The sequence below is a fragment of the Methylocapsa acidiphila B2 genome (genome assembly GCF_000427445.1).
Taxonomy (GTDB): Bacteria; Pseudomonadota; Alphaproteobacteria; order Rhizobiales; family Beijerinckiaceae; genus Methylocapsa; species Methylocapsa acidiphila.
Window position 1 is genome coordinate 3,698,429 of the sequence record NZ_KE386496.1, and the last position, 20,943, is coordinate 3,719,371.

At 61.5% G+C, this 20,943-nt stretch carries 22 protein-coding genes; 12 read left to right on the plus strand and 10 right to left on the minus strand.

Features of this window, described 5'->3' with window-relative positions; translation table 11 throughout:
* Positions 1-24 precede the first annotated feature (24 nt).
* The 5 genes from METAC_RS0120340 to METAC_RS0120370 all read right to left on the minus strand — a co-directional run bounded on the left by METAC_RS0120340 (position 25) and on the right by METAC_RS0120370 (position 2,941).
* The gene (locus METAC_RS0120340; RefSeq protein ID WP_026608433.1) at positions 25-648 is read right to left on the minus strand and encodes a DUF3833 family protein; all 624 of its coding nucleotides are present in this window, start codon (positions 646-648) and stop codon (positions 25-27) included.
* A gap of 198 nt (positions 649-846) precedes the next feature.
* On the minus strand, positions 847-1,062 hold the full coding sequence (locus METAC_RS0120345; protein ID WP_026608434.1) for a CsbD family protein: 216 nt from the start codon (positions 1,060-1,062) through the stop codon (positions 847-849).
* A 182-nt stretch (positions 1,063-1,244) separates the two neighbouring features.
* On the minus strand, positions 1,245-1,403 hold the full coding sequence (locus METAC_RS26050) for a DUF3309 family protein (RefSeq protein ID WP_036255754.1): 159 nt from the start codon (positions 1,401-1,403) through the stop codon (positions 1,245-1,247).
* A 107-nt stretch (positions 1,404-1,510) separates the two neighbouring features.
* Positions 1,511-2,277 (minus strand): IS5 family transposase gene (locus METAC_RS26055; protein WP_245257393.1). Its coding sequence is split into 2 segments (ribosomal slippage): positions 1,511-1,965 and positions 1,965-2,277, totalling 768 coding nucleotides; the frame shifts between segments, so codons are not numbered across the junction.
* 334 nt (positions 2,278-2,611) lie between these two features.
* Entirely contained in the window at positions 2,612-2,941 is a 330-nt protein-coding gene (locus METAC_RS0120370; RefSeq protein ID WP_026608435.1) for a hypothetical protein, read from the minus strand.
* A gap of 440 nt (positions 2,942-3,381) precedes the next feature.
* On the opposite strand from METAC_RS0120370, the gene ampH reads away from it, so the two are divergent.
* The 4 genes from ampH to METAC_RS0120390 all read left to right on the plus strand — a co-directional run bounded on the left by ampH (position 3,382) and on the right by METAC_RS0120390 (position 6,972).
* Positions 3,382-4,536 carry a D-alanyl-D-alanine-carboxypeptidase/endopeptidase AmpH gene (gene ampH, locus METAC_RS0120375; protein ID WP_036255756.1) on the plus strand — a complete coding sequence of 385 codons (1,155 nt, stop codon included), beginning with the start codon at positions 3,382-3,384 and terminating at the stop codon, positions 4,534-4,536.
* A gap of 200 nt (positions 4,537-4,736) precedes the next feature.
* On the plus strand, positions 4,737-5,555 hold the full coding sequence (locus METAC_RS24745) for a bestrophin-like domain (RefSeq protein ID WP_051335729.1): 819 nt from the start codon (positions 4,737-4,739) through the stop codon (positions 5,553-5,555).
* A 67-nt stretch (positions 5,556-5,622) separates the two neighbouring features.
* Entirely contained in the window at positions 5,623-6,348 is a 726-nt protein-coding gene (locus METAC_RS0120385) for a carbonic anhydrase (protein ID WP_026608437.1), read from the plus strand.
* Positions 6,349-6,516: 168 nt separating this feature from the next.
* Positions 6,517-6,972 (plus strand): CBS domain-containing protein, encoded by a 456-nt coding sequence (locus METAC_RS0120390; RefSeq protein WP_026608438.1) that lies wholly within the window; start codon positions 6,517-6,519, stop codon positions 6,970-6,972.
* A gap of 198 nt (positions 6,973-7,170) precedes the next feature.
* Here METAC_RS0120390 and METAC_RS24750 read toward each other — a convergent pair whose 3' ends face one another.
* Entirely contained in the window at positions 7,171-8,193 is a 1,023-nt protein-coding gene (locus tag METAC_RS24750; protein WP_245257531.1) for a patatin-like phospholipase family protein, read from the minus strand.
* Positions 8,194-8,713: 520 nt separating this feature from the next.
* Here METAC_RS24750 and METAC_RS0120405 point away from each other — a divergent pair.
* Both METAC_RS0120405 and xth read left to right on the plus strand, forming a co-directional pair.
* Positions 8,714-9,400, plus strand: coding sequence for an outer-membrane lipoprotein carrier protein LolA (locus tag METAC_RS0120405; RefSeq protein ID WP_026608439.1), 687 nt, complete (start codon positions 8,714-8,716; stop codon positions 9,398-9,400).
* A gap of 297 nt (positions 9,401-9,697) precedes the next feature.
* On the plus strand, positions 9,698-10,507 hold the full coding sequence (xth, locus tag METAC_RS0120410) for an exodeoxyribonuclease III (RefSeq protein ID WP_026608440.1): 810 nt from the start codon (positions 9,698-9,700) through the stop codon (positions 10,505-10,507).
* A 75-nt stretch (positions 10,508-10,582) separates the two neighbouring features.
* On the opposite strand, the gene METAC_RS0120415 is transcribed toward xth, so the two are convergent.
* Positions 10,583-11,056, minus strand: a complete 474-nt coding sequence (locus METAC_RS0120415; protein WP_026608441.1) for a cyclic nucleotide-binding domain-containing protein — start codon at positions 11,054-11,056, stop codon at positions 10,583-10,585.
* An 86-nt stretch (positions 11,057-11,142) separates the two neighbouring features.
* On the minus strand, positions 11,143-11,829 hold the full coding sequence (locus METAC_RS0120420; protein WP_026608442.1) for a response regulator transcription factor: 687 nt from the start codon (positions 11,827-11,829) through the stop codon (positions 11,143-11,145).
* A 326-nt stretch (positions 11,830-12,155) separates the two neighbouring features.
* On the opposite strand from METAC_RS0120420, the gene METAC_RS0120430 reads away from it, so the two are divergent.
* Entirely contained in the window at positions 12,156-12,821 is a 666-nt protein-coding gene (locus METAC_RS0120430; RefSeq protein WP_245257532.1) for a L,D-transpeptidase family protein, read from the plus strand.
* 29 nt (positions 12,822-12,850) lie between these two features.
* Here METAC_RS0120430 and METAC_RS0120435 read toward each other — a convergent pair whose 3' ends face one another.
* On the minus strand, positions 12,851-13,471 hold the full coding sequence (locus tag METAC_RS0120435; RefSeq protein WP_026608444.1) for a class I SAM-dependent methyltransferase: 621 nt from the start codon (positions 13,469-13,471) through the stop codon (positions 12,851-12,853).
* 31 nt (positions 13,472-13,502) lie between these two features.
* Positions 13,503-14,144, minus strand: a complete 642-nt coding sequence (locus METAC_RS0120440) for a YggS family pyridoxal phosphate-dependent enzyme (protein WP_026608445.1) — start codon at positions 14,142-14,144, stop codon at positions 13,503-13,505.
* A 237-nt stretch (positions 14,145-14,381) separates the two neighbouring features.
* On the opposite strand from METAC_RS0120440, the gene leuS reads away from it, so the two are divergent.
* The 5 genes from leuS (at position 14,382) to atpA (ending at position 20,920) form a co-directional block, all read left to right on the plus strand.
* Positions 14,382-17,051, plus strand: a complete 2,670-nt coding sequence (gene leuS / locus METAC_RS0120445) for a leucine--tRNA ligase (protein ID WP_026608446.1) — start codon at positions 14,382-14,384, stop codon at positions 17,049-17,051.
* Positions 17,038-17,568 (plus strand): LPS assembly lipoprotein LptE, encoded by a 531-nt coding sequence (gene lptE / locus METAC_RS0120450; RefSeq protein WP_026608447.1) that lies wholly within the window; start codon positions 17,038-17,040, stop codon positions 17,566-17,568. The genes leuS and lptE overlap by 14 nt, the downstream gene beginning before the upstream one ends.
* 8 nt (positions 17,569-17,576) lie before the next feature.
* Positions 17,577-18,590 (plus strand): DNA polymerase III subunit delta, encoded by a 1,014-nt coding sequence (holA, locus tag METAC_RS0120455; protein WP_026608448.1) that lies wholly within the window; start codon positions 17,577-17,579, stop codon positions 18,588-18,590.
* Positions 18,591-18,827: 237 nt separating this feature from the next.
* Entirely contained in the window at positions 18,828-19,391 is a 564-nt protein-coding gene (locus METAC_RS0120460; RefSeq protein WP_026608449.1) for a F0F1 ATP synthase subunit delta, read from the plus strand.
* Complete coding sequence (gene atpA / locus METAC_RS0120465; RefSeq protein ID WP_026608450.1) at positions 19,391-20,920, plus strand: F0F1 ATP synthase subunit alpha; 1,530 nt, start codon at positions 19,391-19,393, stop codon at positions 20,918-20,920. The genes METAC_RS0120460 and atpA overlap by 1 nt, the downstream gene beginning before the upstream one ends.
* Positions 20,921-20,943 lie beyond the last annotated feature (23 nt).

The following is a 20,943-nucleotide window of genomic DNA, read 5'->3' on the forward strand; positions in this document are numbered from 1 at the left end:
GAATGTCTGGAATTGCCGGCCAATTCATCTGGGCTGTTTTCGAACGATAAGATGTGCTTCCCCAACCGGAATGAGCAGAAGGGACACGCTCAGCCGGTAATCAGCCGTCCCAGATTGCATGAACACAAAGACTTCCTTGAAATCAAGGTCGTGGGTCGCGCCATCCTTCGTCGGGACGCGGGCGCGATAGGCGATATCGATTTTATTGCCTTGCGCGCTGACCGTCGCCTGGCCGATCAGATCGGCGCGCTGACCGATGTAGCGCCCTTCGGCGACCTTCAAGAATCTCCAGACCCTGTGCTGCTTCTGACCATCGGAATAGACCGTGTCTTCAATGAGTTTGAATGCGTTTCCTTCCGACGCCCCGCGGATGTCGACCCGAACGCCGCGCGCGGAACCATCGAGATGGTTTTGGAACTTTCCCGTAGCGGTCAGATGACCGCTGAAAAACGTCGCGAGATCACGCGATTTTTCTTGCGCCGATAAGGGAGAAGCTCCGACGGACGCGGCTAAAACGGCGGCCGTGAAACTATGACGACGGAAAAAACGTGATGCGGCGAACCATAAAACAGCATCGCGCTTTGCAGCCTTTGTTGCCGCGCCGACGACTAAATTTGCAGTCGAGACGATTCTATTGTCGGAGCGCACATCACAACCTTCGGACATCCGGCCAGGTTGACAGGCCGCTCTCTGGCCACGGGCTCAAAGGGCTTTGGTCCAATAGCCCGCCGTCGGACGAGGCCGGCAACTCAAATAACTAAAAAATGCGATGCGCCGAGCCGGCCCAAAGATGGGCCGGCCAAGCGACTAGAGCGATTGGCTGAGTCTATCCAATCGGAACGCGCTCTAGAGTTTCTTGTTGACCGCATCAGCCACCTTGTTCGCGCCGTGCTTGATTGCGTCCTTGGCTTCGCCGACAGCCTGCTGGGCTTCGCCTTTGGCTTCTTGGACAAGCCCTTCCGCCTCAAGTTTATCGGAGCCGATAACTTTGCCGACGGCCTGCTTGACATTGCCAACCGCTGTGTTGACGACGCCCGTAACTTTGTCTGTTGTGCTGCTCATGATTTAACTCCAATAAAAATGGGCGGCTCAAAACCAACCATTGAGAAAATCGCCATCGACCTAAAATGTTCCGAAATAAAGTTTTATATATTTTTTCGTCTTTGCAGCGATTTGTCTGTATAAATTTCCAAGCCGTCAAAAAATAGCTTGGAAAAAGAAGTTTTTAAGACCTGTTCGCCGGCTCATATTCGGCCGAGAATTACAAGCACAAGAACGACGAGCAGCACCGTGCCCAGAAGGCCCGACGGACCGTAGCCCCAATTGGCGCTGTGCGGCCAGCTCGGGAAGACGCCAATGAGCATGAGGATAAGGAGGACAAGCAATATCGTTCCGAGTGACATGGCGCTTAAACTTTCTTTTGGCATGAAAACCGAAAGCAGAGCATACTTAAACTAAGAATCCAGCGCTTGATTTGGCTCAGAATCCACACACAAAAAGGCATAAATGCCTAGGTCCTGTTGACAAATATGCGCATCCAGATCCTGATCGCGGCGATTTGGACGAACCCGAGATAGCTGGCTGCGGTTTTGTCGTAGCGGGTTGCGAGGCGCCGAGAGTTTTTGAGCTTGTTGAAGCAACGCTCGACGCGGTTGCGCAAGGCATAGATGTGACTGTCGATCTGGATTTGGATCTTGCGGTTTCGGCGCGTCGGAATGATGGCCGCAGCGCCTGTTTTCTCCAGCGTTTCGCGAATATGATCGGAATCATAACCACGATCGGCGAGCAGGACTTTGGCCTCAGGTCCTTCCGCTTCCATCAAGGGGGCGAAGCCCGAATAATCCGAGACCTCGCCTGCGGTGATCTTTGCGGCTATCGGCAGTCCTTCGCCGTTCGTGCGGAGGTGAATCTTTGTCGTGAAGCCACCTCTCGAGCGGCCAAGACCCTGACGCGGAGTCCCCCTTTAGCGCCGGCGGCGCAGTGATGCGCCCGGATGATGGTCGAGTCGATCATCTGGACGGTCTCGCCAACGCCCTCGGTTTCATTCAGGGCTTCCAGAAGGAGCTCCCACAGCCCACTGAGAGTCCAGCGCCGGAACTGCCGATAGACCGACGACCATTTGCCGAAATGCTCGTGCAGGTCCCGCCATTGCGCGCCGGTGCGGGCAATCCAGAAAATCCCATCGAGAACGAGGCGGTGGTCCTTCGGCCGTCGCCCGCTATGCGCGCCGCGAACCGTCACGAACGGCTCGAAACACGCCCATTCCTCATCCGACATCAATCCCCGAATCAAGCCCGCCTCCTTCCGAAAGCGACCTTGAATCAGAACCTTACCCTAATGGGAATCCTATTTGTCAACGGGACCTAGATTTAGCTGACTGAATTGAAATTTTTACGAAGAATTTGAGTATGGCGGGCGGAAGAAGAATGGCTGGAGCTCGAGATCCGGCGCGAGGAGATCGGAGGATAGTTGAGTGAGCTTGAACCGATGCGGAAGGAAGCGGTCATTGGCTAAATGACGCTGATGCGTCTCTATCTCATTCTGAGAGGAGACCGAGCTCACTCGTCTGGTAGTTTGAAAATGAATTATTTCATCGTGTAACCGGGCGGCGTCATTCCGCCGTTTTTTCTGGCGGCTCGTGCCAATGATCGACGACATTTTTCGCCTTGTTATGGACCATGCGCATAAAAGCGTCGCCCATATCTTTCTTCTCGAGAAACGGCTTCATTGTCTCGGTAAAGCGAAAGAATGCGACTGCGAGCAAGACGCCGGTCAAAGCGTGATTGATGAAGTTCTGCAAGTCGGCATGATCGGGGTTGTCGACGAGCTGTCGTGAGATGGCCTCGAAGGTGTCCTCCTCCTCGCTCACGCAGCCCCATATGCGGTTGATGAGATCAACCTCCAAGCTCGCGAGCTGTTCAACCGTTTGATCCCTGTCCATCGCTCATTCCGTCGTTTCATTTTCGCAGGGTCTAGCCCGTTCCGATTTTGAGCGCAAAGAATTGATGGCGAGGGCTGGAGATTCATGGGCGCGGAGTCTCCGGCTCGAAGGAACAGTTATTTTCATTTTCCGCGATAGGCTATGCGACTCCGATCGCCGCTCTCGTCCCGAAGAAGAGCGTCGCATCGGAGATAGTCCGTCGCCCAAAATGCTGCTCGGTCGACAATCTGACCTGGGCAGGCTTGTCATCTGACGTTTTCGAATAGAGATTATCGAGGTTTCTCGTCTTCCCCCGCCGGGATTTCCCCTATGATCGACGCTTGGCTCGCCCCGCCTTCGCCGTTGATGGTCCTGGTTGTGGCTGGGTTTTATGCGGCGTTTGGGACCGCAAGCGGCGCGCCGTGGCAATCAGGCCTTCACCGCCCGATCAGGATGAGCCGATGAGTCGAATGCTTCACGCGCTCATCCGCCTTCTCGCCGTCATGGCGATCGAAGTCGCCCTCTTCGCGCCAAGCGCCCGGGCGGAAGACAAGCTTCTCAACGAGACGGTCGAATTCACGGGGACGGTGCTCTTCTTGCAAAGCCGAGTTCCCGCGCTCGTAATCGGAGTCGTGCGCAACGGCGAGACCGCGGTTTATGGCTTCGGTGAAACTTCAGACGGATCAGGCGCGGCGCCGGACCGACACACAATGCTTCGCGTCGGCTCTTTGACCAAAGCATTTACGGGACAAGTTCTCGCCAGCCTCGTGGCGGACGGAACGGTCAAATTTACCGACCGGCTGCAAGACCGCATTGGCTGGAACGTCATGATTCCCGGTCGCGACGGGCGTCAGATAACTCTGATAGAATTGGCGACGCATTCGTCGGGCCTTCCGAGGGAGGTCGCGCGCGCGTCGGGCCCGCCCGACGACCCGTTTTCGACTCTCACGCCGGAAGCCTATCGAAAGGGGTTAGAGTCCGATCCTTTGATTTTCGCGCCGGGCGCCGGCGCGCTTTACTCCAATTTCGGATTTGACGTGCTTTCGGCTGCTTTAGCGCATGCCGCGGGCAAGCCCTATGACGCTTTGCTCGAGGAGCGCGTCCTCGGCCCGGTCGGCCTGAAGGACACGGTGCTCGCGCTGCGTCCGGGCGATCATGAGCGTCTCCTTCAGGGGCATAATTTCAACGGCGAGCCGCTGCCCGACGTGAAGACGCCGCTGATCGCTGGAGGCGCGAGCGGCATTTATTCGACTCCTGGCGACATTTTACGCTGGCTGTCTTGGCACCTCGATCGCTTTGCGTCGAAATCGGCGGAGATTCGGCTGCTCGATCACGCCGCCTATCTACAACGCGACGGCCTCGATCCTGTTTATGGCTTGGATGAGTCCGGCCATATGGATGCTCTCAGCCTTGGCTGGATCGTCATGGAGCCGCACGGCGACCTGCCGCTCATATTGCAAAAGGCCGGAGGCCTGCAGGGCATATTCTGCTACACGGCTTTCGCGCCGACGCGGGGAATTGGCGCTTTTGTCGCCATCAACAAATTCGACTTCGGCGCCGCCATGGCGATGGCCGGCGTCGTCAACCATTTGATCGGAGAACTCGCTCCGCGCTGAGACGCATGGCGTCGCGGCTGAAGTTGATCTCGGCATCGATGCGGCGATCGCCGCAAGGGGGCAGAGAGCAGGAGGCGCGCCGCGCTTGCCCACCGCCAAAATCTGTCCATATCGCAATCTTGACCTCGGCGGGCTTGTCATCTGACGTTTTCAGTTAGAGATTATCGAGACCTCTCGTCTCCCACCACCAGAGTCCCCCTATGATCGACGCCTGGCTAGCCTTGCCTTTGCCGTTGATGTTCCTGGCCGTGGCCGGGTTTTATACAGTGTCCGCCGTGTTCTTGTTTTGGTTGTGTTTTGGCCGCGCGACACGCAAATGGATGCTGTCCTTCAATGGCGCGGTGGCGGAGCTTTTCAGCGCCATCATGGTCATATTCGGCATATTGATCGGCTTTGTCGCAAGCGACGTCTGGGACCGCGAGCGGCGCGCCGCCGCCGCTGTCGAGACTGAAAGCGCCAGCCTCAGCATGCTCAGCGCGCTCGCCGCCGCCAGCGGCCTGCCCGCCGACCGCATCCGTCAATCCATTCGCTCCTATGTCGTGGCCGTCACCGAGAAGGAATGGCCGAGCATGGCCGACGCGGGCGCCGGCGCGCCCGAGGCTGAGGATGCGCTGGGCGCGCTGCTCAAGGTCGTCGCGGCGACCCAGCATGATCCCAAGGACGCCAATGCGAAATTCGACGGCCTGCTGCTCGACACGGCGCTCAAAGTTCAAAGCGCGCGCGCGGATCGCCTCGTGCTCAGCGCCGGAACCTCGGAGACGATCAAATGGGCCTGCGTCCTGATCCTCGCGCTCACGGGACAGATCAGCATCGCGATGCTGCATCTTGATCGGCCGAGGCCGCATCTCGCCGCGATGGTCATCTTCACCGTCAGCACGGTCTTGATCATCGCCTTGATCGCCGCCAATGAAGGACCGTTTCAGCCGCCGATCTATGTGTCGAGCGATCCGATCTCGCGCGTCCTGAAATCGATGCCTGCCCCCGACGCCAAGCCGCCCAGCAAACCATCCGCGATCTGATCGGCGCCCTCGACGGCCTTTTCGTCGGCGGGTTGCGCGCGCCCGCGGCAAGGCTTAAACGAAGGCCATGTCCGAACCGTCGCTCGACCCTTCCGACGCGCCCACGAGGCCGCTGCTGCCCGAACGGCTTGTCTCCGGCTATCGCGCCTTTCTCGAAGGGCGCTTCGCGCGCGAGCATGATCGCTTCCAGCAATTGGCCGAAGCCGGGCAAAATCCGCGCATCATGTTGATCGGATGTTGCGACTCGCGGGTTTCGCCCGAAGTGATCTTCGACGCGGGGCCGGGCGAGATCTTCGTCTTGCGCAATGTGGCCAATCTCGTGCCGCCCTATGCGCCGAACGATGATCTACACGGGACTTCGGCGGCGCTCGAATATGCCGTGCTCGGCCTGCGCGTCGCCCATATCGTGCTGCTGGGCCATGCGAGCTGCGGCGGTGTGCGCGCCTATGCGGAGGCCGATCTCGATCCCTACCAAAGGCCGCTCTCCTCCGGCGATTTCATCGGCAAATGGATCAGTCTGATCGGCCCGGCCGCGGCCAAGATCGGGCCGGCGCGCGCGCCGCTCGAGCCCTATGTCGAGCTCTTGGCGCAGGCATCGATCATCCAAGGCCTCGCCAATCTGCGCAGTTTCCCCTCGATCGCCAACCTCGAGCAGCGCGGCAATCTTAGCCTGCACGGGGCCTATTTCGGCATAGCCGAAGGCAAGCTTCTGGCGCTCGACGAGGCGAGCGGCCGGTTCATGGCCGTCGCCGCGAAAGACTACGCCGAAGCCCTGGCTGAGCCGCGCTTTTAATCGCTCTACAGCATCCATCAGTCTCTGTAGCGAGCCGACTTCGGCCGCTGTAACGCGCTATTGCGCGTTGGTGAGAACAAGCGCATTCTTTCAAGAAAATATCTGCCGTCGCTGTTGGCGGCTGAAGCGCGGCCAAATCGGCTGCGACTATCTTCTAGGGAGGCGTGGATGACAATTGCTCGCATTCTCTCGGACAAGGGCCGGGAGGTCGTCACGACGCAGCCGCATCGCACTTTGGCGGAAGCCGCCGATATTCTCGTCGCCAGAAACATCGGCGCCGTGGTGGTGGCCGACGCCGAAGGCAAAGTTCTCGGCATTGTGTCGGAACGCGACATCGTCCGCGCGATCAGCAAGGGCGGCGCGGCGGCTCTCTCCGACGCGGTGACCGCCCATATGACCGGCGTGGTCGAGACCCGTGAGGACGAGCATATTCTCAGCGCCATGGAGAAAATGACCAAGGAGCGCTTCCGCCACCTTCCCGTCATGTCGGAGGGCCGACTCGCGGGGATCGTGTCGATCGGCGATCTGGTCAACTACAGGATCGCGGAATGCGAGTTCGAGCATCGGGCGATGCGGGAATATATCGCGACGGGGGGCGCCGCGGAATCATCGCATAGCCGTTAGGATGATCCGTCAGCCGTTCCGGCTCGGCGGAAAAGGCGGAGGCGACCTTTCGCCTCTTTCCTTATTTTATCTCCGGAGAACGTCTGGAGCGGAATGCGAAAAAGCGAAATCCGGCTCTTTGCGTAGAATCCCGCTCGAGTTCTCGAGACTTGATTAGGTTGCTTGCTTTTGGGTGTCGCGATCCAAAAGCATCATGATCTAGGCGCTGGCGCTGGCCGGCGTCATGGCGATGTGATCGGCGATTTCGGGGATCGCCCGCCGCGTCGCCTCGCGGCCCATCTCGATGAGCTCATCGGCGCGGTGGAAGTCAAACAGGCCGATCTTGGCCAGCCTCGCGTTGATGGTGACATCCGGCGGATCGCCGGCGAGGCGCGAGCGCGAGATGCGCCCCTGCGCGATGTTGAACGCATCCATCATGGCGGTCGCAATGCCCGGGGCGCCGTCTTCGCGCTTGCCGAAGAACCGGCGCAGGTTTCCGCTCATCCCGCCGAACAGCCGCGCGCTGAGCGACTGTAGATTCTGCGGCTTGGCGCCGAGCGTTTCGAGCGTCGACTCCATCGAGAGCCGATCGTCGATGACGATCCCGCGAAACGCGCCGTCGCCGATAAGGTTGACGGCGATGACCATGTCGGCGCCGAGCGCGCGGCAGACGGTGACCGGCACTGGATTGACGAGAGCGCCGTCGAAAAGCCAGCGGCCGTTGATCTGCACGGGCTCGAATATGCCGGGCAGGGAGTAGGACGCGCGAATGGCCTCCATCGCGTCGCCCTTCGTCAGCCAGATTTCATGTCCGGTCTCGACCTCGGTGGCGACCGTGGCGAAGCTCTTGTCGAGATCCTCGATGCGGCGGTTCCCGATGGCTTGGCTCAGGTGATGTTTGAGCCTGCCGCCGCTCAACATGCCGACGCCCGAAAAGGACACGTCCATCAAGCTGACCACGCGCTTCTTGGTCAGGCCGCGCGCGAAAGCCTCCACCATCGCGAGATTGCCCGCGGCATAGCACCCGCCGACGACGGCGCCGATGGACGTTCCCGCGACGACGTCGGGGAAAATTCCATGTTCGCCGAGCTCCAGCAGGACGCCAATATGCGACCAGCCGCGCGCCGCGCCGGCGCCGAGAGCGATGCCGATCTTCGGCCGCGCCGCCTCTGCCGGCGCGTGTTTCGGGCCGGCAGAGGCGGCGTCCTGCCGCCTATGGGCAAGCGGGTGGATCTGGTTCAACTCCTCGTTCCTCGCATGAGAAACGCGCCGTTGCAGGTCGCGGCGCTGCGGGGCTAGCTGCGATAGATGATTGAGCGGGAACACGTCTCTCTCCGAATCATTCCCCCCGGCGGTTGACAATTCCTGAAGCCGCGCAACGTTCGACCTAAGATATAAAATCGGCCCTGCTCTTGCTCAAGGGGCGCCGGCCGACGGGGACCGCATACGACCTTGGTCTCGGCCGGCGCCCGATGCGCCGAGGCCGGCTTTCTTCAATCGGAAACCGCCGCGGCTCAATCTTCCCCTCGGCTTGCAAAGCGCGCGGCCGGATGTGGTCGAAGCGAGCTGCGGTCTGCAAACGGCCTCGGTCGCGCCGTAATGGATTGAAATCGGACAAGTTCAAGGACTCGGCCGCAAGCGGAGGCGTAATTCTGGCGACTATAGCCGGGCAATTCAGCGAAGCCAGCGCTGGACCTCACCTTCCATTAACGGCATATCAACTTTCAAATCGTGAAGTTTTACGACCTCAGAGGCGGCGTTCATGAAATCATGGGTTAGGGCATTTCTCGCGATCGCGGTCGGTATCGTCGCCGCTCCGGAGCTTCGCGCCGAAGCGGCGACGACCAATCCGAAGCCGGCCAAGCCCCCCGCGGCCGCCGCGCCGGCCAAGCCCTTCGTGCCGCTCGAGCCAGCCGTCGCGATCCAGAAAGCCAATGATTATTTCAACGCCGCCATGACGATGGTCGGCGATTTTGTTCAGATCGGCGCCGATGGCCGACGCTCGGAAGGAAAGATCTTCGTTCAGCGGCCCGGAAAGCTCCGGTTCGAATATGCCGAGCCGGCGACGCTGGAGATCGTGGCCGATGGACTCTCGGTGGCCGTGCATGACCGGAAGACCGCCACCAAGGATATTTATTTCATCAGTCAGACCCCGCTGAAATTCCTGCTCAAGGATCACGTCGACCTCGTCAATGACGTGAAGGTCGTCGATGTCGCGAGCGATCCGAACGCGGTCACGATCGTGGTCGAGGATAAGGCGACCTTCGGCGGAACCTCGCGCATCAGGCTGGTGTTCGATCCGGCGAAATTCACCTTGAAGCAATGGCAGATCACCGATCCGCAAGGCTACGAGACGTTGATTTCGCTCTTCAACATTGACCTGTCGAAGAAGCCGGATCCGGCCCTTTTCCAGATCACGCAGGAACGCGTGCTCAACACAAATAATTGACCCGCCGACGGGCCGAACAAGCTAGCTGCGAAGCTTGAATCCGCGCCCGGCGCGATTATTTTGGTCTCATGTGAGCGATGCCACTGGCCGGACGTATCCCCCCGTTTCGTCTGGATCAGCATTCGTCGGACCCCTCCCGACGATATTTCGCTCCTAGAGGGCGTCCGGTCACAAGCCGGGCGCCCATCTTTTTTGTTGCTCCGAAGCCTTTTTAATCTTGTGGGCTGCTTGCGCTTGAGGCTTGCGGCTCCCGCTTTTGCATGGTCAGTCGCAGACGCCATTGATATGGGGTTCGACATGCGCCTGACATTCGCCACCTGGAACATTAATTCCGTTCGCTTGCGCATCGACCTCGTCGCTCGCTTTCTGCGTGAACAGGCGCCGGACGTGCTCTGCCTCCAGGAGACGAAATGCCGCGACAGCGAATTTCCTTTGGCGGCTTTTCATAAGCTTGGTTATGCGCATGTCGCGATCAACGGGCAAAAGGGTTATCATGGCGTGGCTATCGCCTCGAAACTGCCTTTGGCCGAAATCCGCCGCCGCGAATTTTGCGAGAAGGGCGACGCTCGACATATCGCGGTGAGCCTGACGCCCGCCGGCGGCGACGCCATCGACCTCCATAATTTCTATGTGCCGGCGGGCGGCGACGAACCAGACCCGGAGATCAATCCGAAATTCGCGCATAAGCTCGCCTTCCTGGAGGAGATGGAGCGTTGGATGGTTTCCGACCGCATCGCAGGCAAGAACGCGATCATGGTCGGCGACCTCAATATCGCGCCGCTCGAGACGGATGTCTGGAGCCATAAGGCCCTGCTCAAGGTCGTCAGCCATACGCCGATCGAGGTGGAAAAGCTCGGCCGCGTATTCGAGGCCGGGCCTTGGGTCGACGCCCTGCGCCAATATGTTCCGCTCGAGGAAAAGCTCTATACGTGGTGGAGCTATCGCGCGCAGGATTGGTCGAAATCAGACAAGGGCCGGCGGCTCGATCATGTCTGGGTCAGCCAGAGCCTCAAGCCGCGACTCGGCGGAATGCAGGTGTTGCGTGAGAGCCGTGGGTGGGACCGCCCGTCCGATCACGTGCCGGTGATCGTTCACTTGGATCTGTAGGACGCCTGGCGTTCCGTGGGATCTGAAATCTGAGGCCAGCGCCCCACCGGCCTCGATGCGCGCATGCCGGAAGCTTCAGGCCTCTTCTTCATCCGATGGAGACAGCGCGCCGCGCCTCAGATCGCCGAGTTCCTTCGCATATTGCGCAAGCTTTCCGGCGAGGGCCCGGCGCAGCCGTTCGGCGCTGCGTGGATGCTCGCTCAGGACGCGATGAAAAAGGTGGCGAGAGATGCGCAACACGCTCGAGGGCTCGCGCGCGATCGCTGTCGCCGGCCGCAGAGTCTCGGTCAAAAGAGCCGTCTCGCCGATGAGCGCCGGCGGGCGCAGGATGCGGGCCTTGGCGGCGCCGAGATTGGACGCGTCGAGCGCGATGGAGCCTGAAAGCACGACGAACCCGCAATTCGAGGGCTCGTCGCGGCGAAACAAAATATCGCCCGCGCGAAGGATTCGCGTTTCGGCCGAAAAGGCGATCAACCGCAAAGCCTCCGGCTCCAGCGCCGCGAAGGCGGCGTTGCGGCTGAGCTTCGCAATATCGTCATCCAGGGCCATCGCGGCGTCCTCCCGGCCCGAATGAGAGCCCATTCGAGCGCATCGACCGCCCCAGATTTGACGGGTCCGTCCATTCGGAACGCGCGCTAGGGCATCAGCTTATAGCCGCCCGCCTCGGTGACGAGAAGCTGCGCCTTGGCGGGATCTCGCTCAATTTTCTGGCGTAGTCGATAGATATGCGTCTCCAGCGTGTGGGTCGTCACGTTGGAATTATAGCCCCAGACCTCGCGGAGAAGCACTTCCCGCGTCACGACGGCCTGCCCGGCGCGATAGAGAAAGCGGAGGATGGCGGTTTCTTTTTCGGTCAGGCGGAGTTTCACGCCATTTTCGCCCACCAAATGTTTGGCGCTCGGCTGAAACGTATATTGTCCGACGCGGAACATCGCTTCTTCATTTGTCTCATGCTGGCGCAGGTGCGCGCGCATGCGGGCGAGCAGGACCGCGAAGCGAAACGGCTTGGTGACGTAATCATTGGCGCCCGCGTCGAGGCCCTGCACGGTGTCCCATTCGGTGTCGTGCCCGGTCAGCATGATGATCGGATTTTTGAACCCCTCCTCGCGCATGCGCTTGACGGCCTCACGTCCATCCATGTCAGGCAGGCCGACGTCCATGATGACCAGATCCGGCGGCTCCTTGCGCGATGCGTCAAGCGCGCCTTCAGCGGAATCCGTATGGACGGCGGCGAATTCCTCGTGGAGGGAGAGCTGCTCGGCCAACGCCGCGCGCAGATCTGCGTCGTCGTCTGCGATCAGGATTTTCAGAACCTGCGTCATGGACCTGTCCTTGGTGGAATCCGCATCATCGCCCCCCGGCCCGATGATCGGCATATATTCCGTGCGGCGCGTCTTCGCTAGATGAAGACGATATTGGAATGGATCGAACCAAAATCAGGAATACGTACGTTTCCCATGACTGAGAGCCGGGCGCCGGGGAAAAATTCGAGGCTGCTTTTCCGAATCGTGCTCTATTCGCATCTCTCCTTGGCGCATGCTTTCGTCCCCGGACTTGAAAGAGTCATTTGCTTTGCGCTGCTTGGCAAGCTTTAAAGCCGATCTGGCGATGATCTGGTCGTGAAATGCACAAGGAAAGACATTTTCCGGTGAGCTCAGCCGCGAAATCTCCCCGCCAGATCCGCAATCGCCGCGATTTCTCCACGGCGCCGCGCGCCGGAAATGGAGCGGCTGTGGGCGCCGGAAAAAAACGCGATCTGGAGCCCGGCCTCCGCCAGCGCCATCTCCGCAGCCTCGTCGTGACGCTCCAACCGGCCGGCGCATTCTTGCAAAGTTTTAGCTTAGGGCGGCTCCGGGCGGGGGCCGTGACGCTCGGCTGCGCGATCGGCGGCGGCCGGATCAAGCACGACAAGCGGGAAGGCGACCGCGCCACGCCGGCTGGTCCCTTCCGCCTTCTTTTCGGCTTCTACCGCGCCGATCGCGTCGCGCGAAACGAGACGCTTTTGCCGATGCGGCCGCTCTCCCGACGCGATCTCTGGTGCGACGATCCGGAAAGCGCGCGCTACAATCGTCTCGTCGCAGCGCCTTTCCGCCCGTCTCATGAAAAACTATGGCGCGACGACCATCTCTACGACATTGTGATCGCGCTCGACTATAATCTTTACCCGCGCCGCAAAGGACGCGGGAGCGCCATCTTTCTCCATTGCGCGCGGCTGGACTTTTTACCCACCGAGGGTTGCATCGCGCTCAAGCGCGACGACTTGCGTCGGCTTCTGCCGCGCCTTTCGCAGAAGACGATCTTGATCATCAGATGAAGGGGCGCCGACACTGGTCAGCGGCCAATTCACGATAAGCGGCGAAAACAGCTGAACTGGAAACGCTGCGTGACTCCGGACGGCGTGACATGCTCATGTCGGCGGGAGTCATAGAGTGCGAAACCGTCTCCGAGAATGGCGCCGATCGAAGCGGAATCATGCCGCTGGACGGGGAGGCCGCTGCAGCGCTCGGGACCATCCAGAGCGAAGGCGCCGATGATGACATGCCCGCCTGGCGGCACCGCCTTCGCGACACGCTCGGCGTAAGCCAGGCGATCAGCCCACTCGACGAGAAAATGAAAGGTCGCGCGATCGTGCCAGAGGTCGTATGTCACGAATGGCTCCCAAACAGTGATGTCGGCGACGATCCAGGTTATATGTGCGGCCTGCGGACCGAGCCGGGCCTTGGCGGCGGCCAGCGCCTTTTCTGAAATGTCGAGAACAGTGACGGCCTTGAACCCTTCGCGGCAAAGGGCGTCGACCAATCGAGACTCGCCGCCGCCGACGTCGATGATCGAAGCCGTCGGCCGAATCCCCGTCGCATGAATAAGGTCGAGCGAGATCGCTGGACTTTCCTCGAACCAGCTCAGCTCATTCTCGGCCTTGGCTCCATAGACGCGATCCCAATGAGCCCGCCGGTCGATGCTCAAGCACCGTCTCCTTCGCCCTTAACCTTTAGCTTTATCTCGGCCCAAAAATCGCGCTGCCGACCCGGACATGAGTGGCGCCGAGCTGGATAGCGAGCTCGAAATCGCCGCTCATGCCCATTGAAAGCGCGCCAACGCCATTGCGCTTGGCGATCTGGTTCAAAAGCGCGAAATGCGGCGAGGCCTGCTGGCCGACGGGCGGAATGCCCATCAGGCCTGCTATTTCGAGCCCGTAAATCTCGCGGCACGCTTTGATGAAGGCGTCGGCCTCTTCCGGCAAGACGCCCGCCTTCTGGGGCTCGGCGCCGGTGTTGACCTGAACGTAAAGGCGCGGATGGCGCCCGGTTTTGCGGATTTCCGCGGCCAGCGCCCTGGCGATCTTTTCCCGGTCCACGGTCTCGATCACGTCGAAGAAGCTCACGGCCTCATGCGCCTTGTTCGATTGCAGCGGGCCGATGAGATGCAATTCGAGGTCTGGATGGCGCGCGCGCAAGGCGGGCCATTTCTCCATGGCTTCCTGCACGCGGTTCTCGCCGAAAACGCGCTCCCCCGCTTCGATCACCGGCTCTATGGCGTCGGCGCCATATGTCTTCGACACGCAGACGAGGGCGACCTCGTCCGGCTTGCGGTCGGCGTCGCGGGCGGCGCGGGCGATCCGCTCGCGAACTTCGGCCAAGCGCTCGAGCGTGGTTTGCGAAAGGTTAACGCTTTGACGCGATGGTGCGTCTTGGCCGGGAGGAAATTGCTGCAAAGCTGTCGCCTTTCATTCGTGGGCCATTCGTGCGGCGACGGGCAGCCCATGCGGAGCGCGTCTGCGCCCGGAGGTTGCGGCGCAATTGACCCACCGGTCCAAATAATGCTGTGTACGCACCAGTGACGCCTCAATATCAAACGCGACCGACGATCGGAAATCATGGACTGCGAGCGCTATAACGCACGTGAGACGGAACCCAAATGGCGCGCGCTATGGGATGAATCCGGCACGTTTCGAACCCTCAATGAGGAGTCCCGGCCCAAATATTATGTGCTCGAAATGTTCCCCTATCCGTCCGGGCGGATTCATATGGGGCATGTCCGCAATTACACCATGGGCGACGTGATCGCACGGTTCAAGCGCGCGAGGGGGTTCAACGTCCTTCACCCGATGGGGTGGGACGCTTTCGGCATGCCGGCCGAGAATGCGGCCATGCAGAACAAAAGCCATCCGGCGGCTTGGACTTACGCCAATATCGCCAGCATGAAGGCGCAGCTCAAGTCGATGGGCCTATCGCTCGATTGGTCGCGCGAGATCGCGACCTGCGATCCGAGCTATTACAAGCATCAGCAAAGGATGTTTCTCGATTTTTTGGCCGCCGGGCTCGTCGACCGCAAGCAGTCCAAGGTCAATTGGGACCCGGTCGATCATACGGTGCTTGCCAATGAGCAGGTGATCGACGGGCGCGGCTGGCGCTCCGGCGCGCTGGTCGAGCAGCGCGAGCTGACGCAGTGGTTCTTCAAGATCAGCGACTTCGCGGAGGATCTCCTGCGCGCGCTTGATGATTTGCCGCGCTGGCCGGAAAAAGTCCGACTGATGCAGGCCAACTGGATCGGCCGCTCGGAAGGCCTGCTCGTGCGCTTCGAGATCGCGCCTGCGCCGTCTATCGAAGCGGGAGAGGTCGAGGTCTATACGACGCGGCCCGACACTTTATTCGGCGCGAAATTTATTGCGCTCGCGCCCGACCATCCGATCGCGGCCGAACGCGCAAAGGCGGATCCGGCGCTCGCCGCCTTCATCGCCGAATGTCAGCATCTTGGCACCTCCGAAGCGGCCGTCGAGACCGCGGAGAAGCGCGGCTATGACACGGGGCTCAGGGTTCGCCATCCTTTCGATCCGGATTGGCTCCTGCCGGTCTATGCAGCGAATTTCGTTCTAATGGATTATGGGACGGGCGCCATTTTCGGCTGCCCGGCGCATGATCAGCGCGACCTTGATTTTTCCAATGTCTACGGCCTCGGCAATGCGCCCGTCGTCTGTCCGCAGGGAGTCGATCCGGCCTCCTTCACAATTACCGACGCGGCCTATGACGGGGAGGGTGTTCTGATCAATTCGCGCTTCCTCGACGGCTTGACGATCGAGTCGGCGAAAGAGGAAGTCGCGCGGCGGCTCGAGACGACGCCGCTCGGCAATCGCCCGCAAGGCAAGCGCCAAGTTAATTTCCGCCTGCGCGATTGGGGGATTTCCCGTCAGCGCTATTGGGGCTGCCCAATCCCGATCATTCATTGCGAGGCTTGCGGCCCTGTCCCCGCGCCAGAGCTTCCGGTCGAATTGCCGAAGGACGTCACGTTTGACGAGCCTGGCAATCCGCTCGACCGGCACCCGACATGGAAACATGTCGCCTGTCCGTGTTGCGGCGCGCCGGCGCGCCGCGAGACCGACACGATGGACACTTTCGTCGATTCCTCGTGGTATTTCGCCCGATTCACCGATCCTTGGAACGAGGCCGCGCCGACGAGCGCAGGCTTGGTCGAGCGCTGGCTGCCGGTCGACCAATATATCGGCGGGATCGAGCATGCGATCCTGCATCTTCTCTACGCCCGCTTCTTCACCCGCGCGATGCAGGCGACCGGACATGTCGGCGCGTTGAAGGAGCCCTTCGCGGGGCTGTTCACGCAAGGCATGGTGGTTCACGAAACCTACCGCACGAAGGACGGCGCCTGGCTCAATCCGTCCGAGGTGGAGATTAAGCAGACGCCTGAAGGCCGAAAGGCATTCCGTCTGGGCCACTCACGACTCGGCCATGACCGCCTCGGGCATGGTCCGGAAATGGTTGAAGAAGACGTCGACATCGGCCCTATCGAGAAAATGTCGAAATCGAAGCGCAATACGGTCGATCCAGACGAGATCATCGAGACCTATGGCGCGGACACGGCGCGCTGGTTCGTCCTCTCCGATTCTCCGCCCGAGCGCGACGTGATTTGGACTGAGGAAGGCGTGCAAGGCTCGGCAAAATTCGTCCAGCGCCTTTGGCGGCTCGTCGGCGAGCTGGCGGATCTCGCCGCGCCGAATGACGAGGTGTGGCCCGAAGATCTGTCCGAGCCGGCGCTGAAGATCCGCAAGGCGGCCCATGCCGCCTTGATCAAGGTCGAGGAGGACATCGAACGCCTGCGCTTCAACAGGGCGGTCGCGCAGGTGCATGATCTCGCCAATAAGCTCTCGGCGGCGATCGGCGCGATCGAAAGCGCGGAGATCGGCGCCGACATCCGCCGGGCGTTCCGCGAGGCGGCCGAATTCCTCGTGCTTTGCTTCGCGCCGATGATGCCGCATCTTGCGGAAGAGTGCTGGGCGCGGCTCGGCAATGCCGGGCTCGTCGCCGAGGCGGCGTGGCCCACAGCCGATCGGGCGCTCGTCGTCGAGGACGCCATCACCTTGCCGGTGCAGGTCAATGGCAAGAAGCGCGGGGATCTCGTCATCGCGCGCGACGCAAAAAACGAGGCGATCGAGGCCGCGGCTCTCGCGCTCGACGGGATTCAGCGCGCGCTCGAGGGCCGCGCGGTCAAGAAGATCATCATCGTTCCGCAAAGGATCGTGAATGTCGTCGTCTGATCTTTTTGCGCGCGCGCGCAAAGGAGGCCGCCTGGCCGCGCCGTTTCTTGCGCTGGCGCTGGCGGGCTGTTTCCAGCCGCTTTACGGGCCGCTCAGCGCCAGCGGCGACGTCGCCGGCGAGATGCAGGCGATCGCCATCGATCCCGTGCCCGACAGGCTCGGGCATTATCTCGTCAACGAGCTGATCTTCGCCCTGAATGGGACGGGCTCGCACGTGACGCCCCGCTACAGATTGATGATTGGCGTGCGGGAAAACGCGCAGACGCCTTTGATCGACACGGTCACCGGCTACCCGAGCGCGGCGACCGTCGTCGTCACGGCCGAGTATAAGCTCATTCCCGTGCAAGGCGGCGATCCGATCCTGAAAGGAAGCGCGACCACTTTCGCGACCTATGACCGGACCAGCCAGAGATTCGCCAATATTCGCGCCTCGCGGGACGCGGAGATCCGCGACGCCAAAACGCTCGCCGATCAAATCCGGACCCAGATCGCCGCCGCGCTAGCCGCGCGCGGCTAGGCCCTCGCATGGTCGCGGTCAAATCCTACGAGGCTGACCGTTTTCTAGGCCGTCCTCCCGCCCATGTATTTCTTTATCTTGTGTTTGGCCCCGACGTCGGGCTCGTCGCGGAACGTCGGCGGGCGCTGATCCGCGCGGCGGTCGACGACCCCAAGGACCCGTTTCAGCTGGTTCGCCTTTCGGGGGACGATCTCGCCGCCGATCCGCTCCGGCTCGCGGACGAGGCCAACACAATCCCGCTTTTCGGGGGAAGGCGGGCGATCGCGATCGAGGCCCAGGGGAAATCCTTCATCGCCGCGATTGAGGCAGTGCTTGCGGCGCCGCCGCGCGACTGCGCCATCGTGATCGAAGCCGGCGCCCTGAAAAAGGACGCGCCGCTGCGAAAGCTTTGCGAGCGCGAGAAAAACGCCGCGGCGATCGAATGCTATCCGGATTCTCCCAAGGAGGTCGGCCAGTTGATCGACGCTGAGATCGCCGCCGCCGGGCTGTCGATCGCGCCTGACGCCCGGGCGCTCTTGGCCTCCTTGCTCGGTCAGGATCGCTCATCGACGCGCTCAGAAATTGCCAAGCTTACGCTCTACGCCCATGGCGACGGCGAAATCAACGTCGATCACGTTGCGGCCATCGTCTCGGACGCTTCGAGCCTTGTGCAGGACCAGGCCGTCAACGCGGCGTTTCAAGGCGATCTGGCGGCGCTCGAGGCCGGCGCGCGCCGCGTCTTCCATGAGGGCGGCGATTATAACCAGCTCCTCGGCGCGGCCTTGCGTCACGGCTTGACCTTGCATCGGGCCCGTCTCGACTTGGAGGCCCCAAATGCGTCGCAGGACGCAGGCGCCGGCGGATGGCGGCGTCCCGGCGCATTCGATCAGCATTTGCGCGCCTGGACCTCGGCGCGGCTTTTGCGCGCGGTCGAACTGCTCGCCGAGGCGATCGGCAGGGCGCGGCGCGAGCCGGGCCTGTCGCAAGCAATTGCGATGCGCGCCCTTTGGACGATTGCGAATGCGGCGCGCAACGCGCGGTGACTCATTCGATGCGCCGACGTTGATCGCGGCAATTACAAGCGAGGCATTCGTCTCTGTTAGGGTTGCGCTGCAAAAAGCTCTATGTTAGGGACCGCTGCCTTCGGGGATCTGGACGCTTTGTTCTTTGCGGCCTTCCCCGTATTCACTTCAGCCCGCAGCTCATGGGGTTTTGCGCAGTCGGCCGCGAAGAGCCGGACCGATTGGCGCGTGCGGGCGCAAGGATTTTGGGGACCGGCGTTGGCGAAGCAAGAAACACTCGTTTCCGGAATGGCGGGACGCTACGCCGAGGCGCTCTTCGCTCTGGCGCAAGAGACGGGCGCGACCGATCAGGTCGCAGCCGATCTGGCGCAATTTTTAGGCCTGATCGAATCGAGCGCCAATCTCGCGCGCTTCGTCAAGAGCCCGGTCTTCACCGCCGCGGAGCAGGTCCGGGCCCTCGGCGCCATCCTCGACAAGGCCGAGATCGGCGGCGCGGCCGCCAAGTTTCTCAAGCTGATCGCCTCCAAGCGCCGGCTCTTCGCCGTCGAGGACATGATCCGCGATTTCAACATCCTGAACGATCACGCCAAAGGGCTCGCCCGCGCCTCCGTCACGGTCGCCGAGCCGCTCAAGGACGAGCATGTCGAGGCCTTGAAGGCTGCGCTCCTCGAGGTCGCTGGAGGCAAGAGCGTCGAAATCGACGTCAAGGTCGATCCGGCGATCATCGGCGGGCTCATCGTGCAATTGGGCTCGCGCATGATCGACAGCTCCCTGAAGACAAAACTCAATTCGATCCGCACACGCATGAAAGAGGTCGGCTGATGGATATCCGCGCCGCAGAAATTTCCGCAATCCTCAAGAACGAGATCGCCAATTTCGGCAACGAAGCGGCTGTCACCGAGGTCGGCCAGGTTCTCTCCGTCGGCGACGGCATCGCCCGCGTCTACGGCTTGGATAATGTCCAGGCCGGCGAGATGGTGGAGTTCGAGAACGGCATTCGCGGCATGGCCTTGAATCTCGAGGTCGACAATGTCGGCATCGTCATTTTCGGCGCCGACCGCGACATTAAGGAAGGCCAGACGGTCAAGCGCACCGGCGCCATCGTCGACGTGCCGGTCGGCAAGGAATTGCTCGGCCGCGTGGTCGACGCGCTCGGCAATCCGATCGACGGCAAGGGACCGATCAACGCTTCGCTGCGCGCCCGCGTCGACGTCAAGGCTCCGGGCATCATCCCGCGTAAGTCGGTGCATGAGCCCATGTCCACCGGCCTCAAGGCGATCGACGCCTTGATCCCGATCGGCCGCGGCCAACGCGAGCTGATCATCGGCGATCGTCAGACCGGCAAGACCGCGGTCGCGCTCGACGCCATCCTCAACCAGAAGCCGTTGAATCAGGGCACGGACGAGTTCGCCAAGCTCTATTGCGTCTATGTCGCGGTCGGGCAAAAGCGCTCGACGGTCGCGCAATTCGTGAAGGTTCTGGAAGAGCAGGGCGCCCTTCAATATTCCATCGTCATCGCGGCGACCGCTTCGGATCCGGCCCCCATGCAGTTCTTGGCGCCCTTCGCCGGCTGCGCCATGGGCGAGTATTTCCGCGACAACGCGATGCATGCGCTGATCATCTATGATGATCTCTCCAAGCAGGCTGTCGCCTATCGGCAGATGTCGCTGCTGCTGCGCCGCCCGCCGGGACGCGAGGCCTATCCGGGCGACGTCTTCTATCTGCATTCACGCCTGCTCGAGCGCGCCGCCAAGCTCAATGACGCGAATGGCGCCGGCTCGCTCACCGCTCTGCCCGTGATCGAAACGCAAGCCAACGACGTCTCGGCCTATATTCCGACGAACGTCATCTCGATCACCGACGGCCAGATCTTCCTCGAGACAGATCTGTTCTACCAGGGCGTCCGGCCGGCCGTGAACGTCGGCCTCTCGGTGTCGCGCGTCGGCTCTTCGGCGCAGACGAAGTCGATGAAGAAAGTCGCCGGCAAGATCAAAGGCGAGCTCGCCCAATATCGCGAGATGGCGGCCTTCGCCCAGTTCGGCTCCGATCTCGACGCCACGACGCAGCGTCTGCTCGCGCGCGGCTCCCGCCTCACCGAGTTGCTGAAGCAGCCGCAGTTCTCGCCGCTGAAGATCGAGGAGCAGGTCGTCGTGATCTACGCCGGGGTCAACGGCTATCTCGACGCCTTCCCGGTCAACCGCGTGCGGGCCTTCGAAGAGGGGCTCCTGGCGCTGGTGCGCACGGCGCATGCCGATCTGCTCGAGACGATCCGCGCCTCGAAGGATCTGTCGGACGACTCTGCTGCGAAGCTCAAGTCGATCGTCGAAAATTACGCCAAGAACTTCGCCTGATCGCCAAGCGCGACGTCGAGACA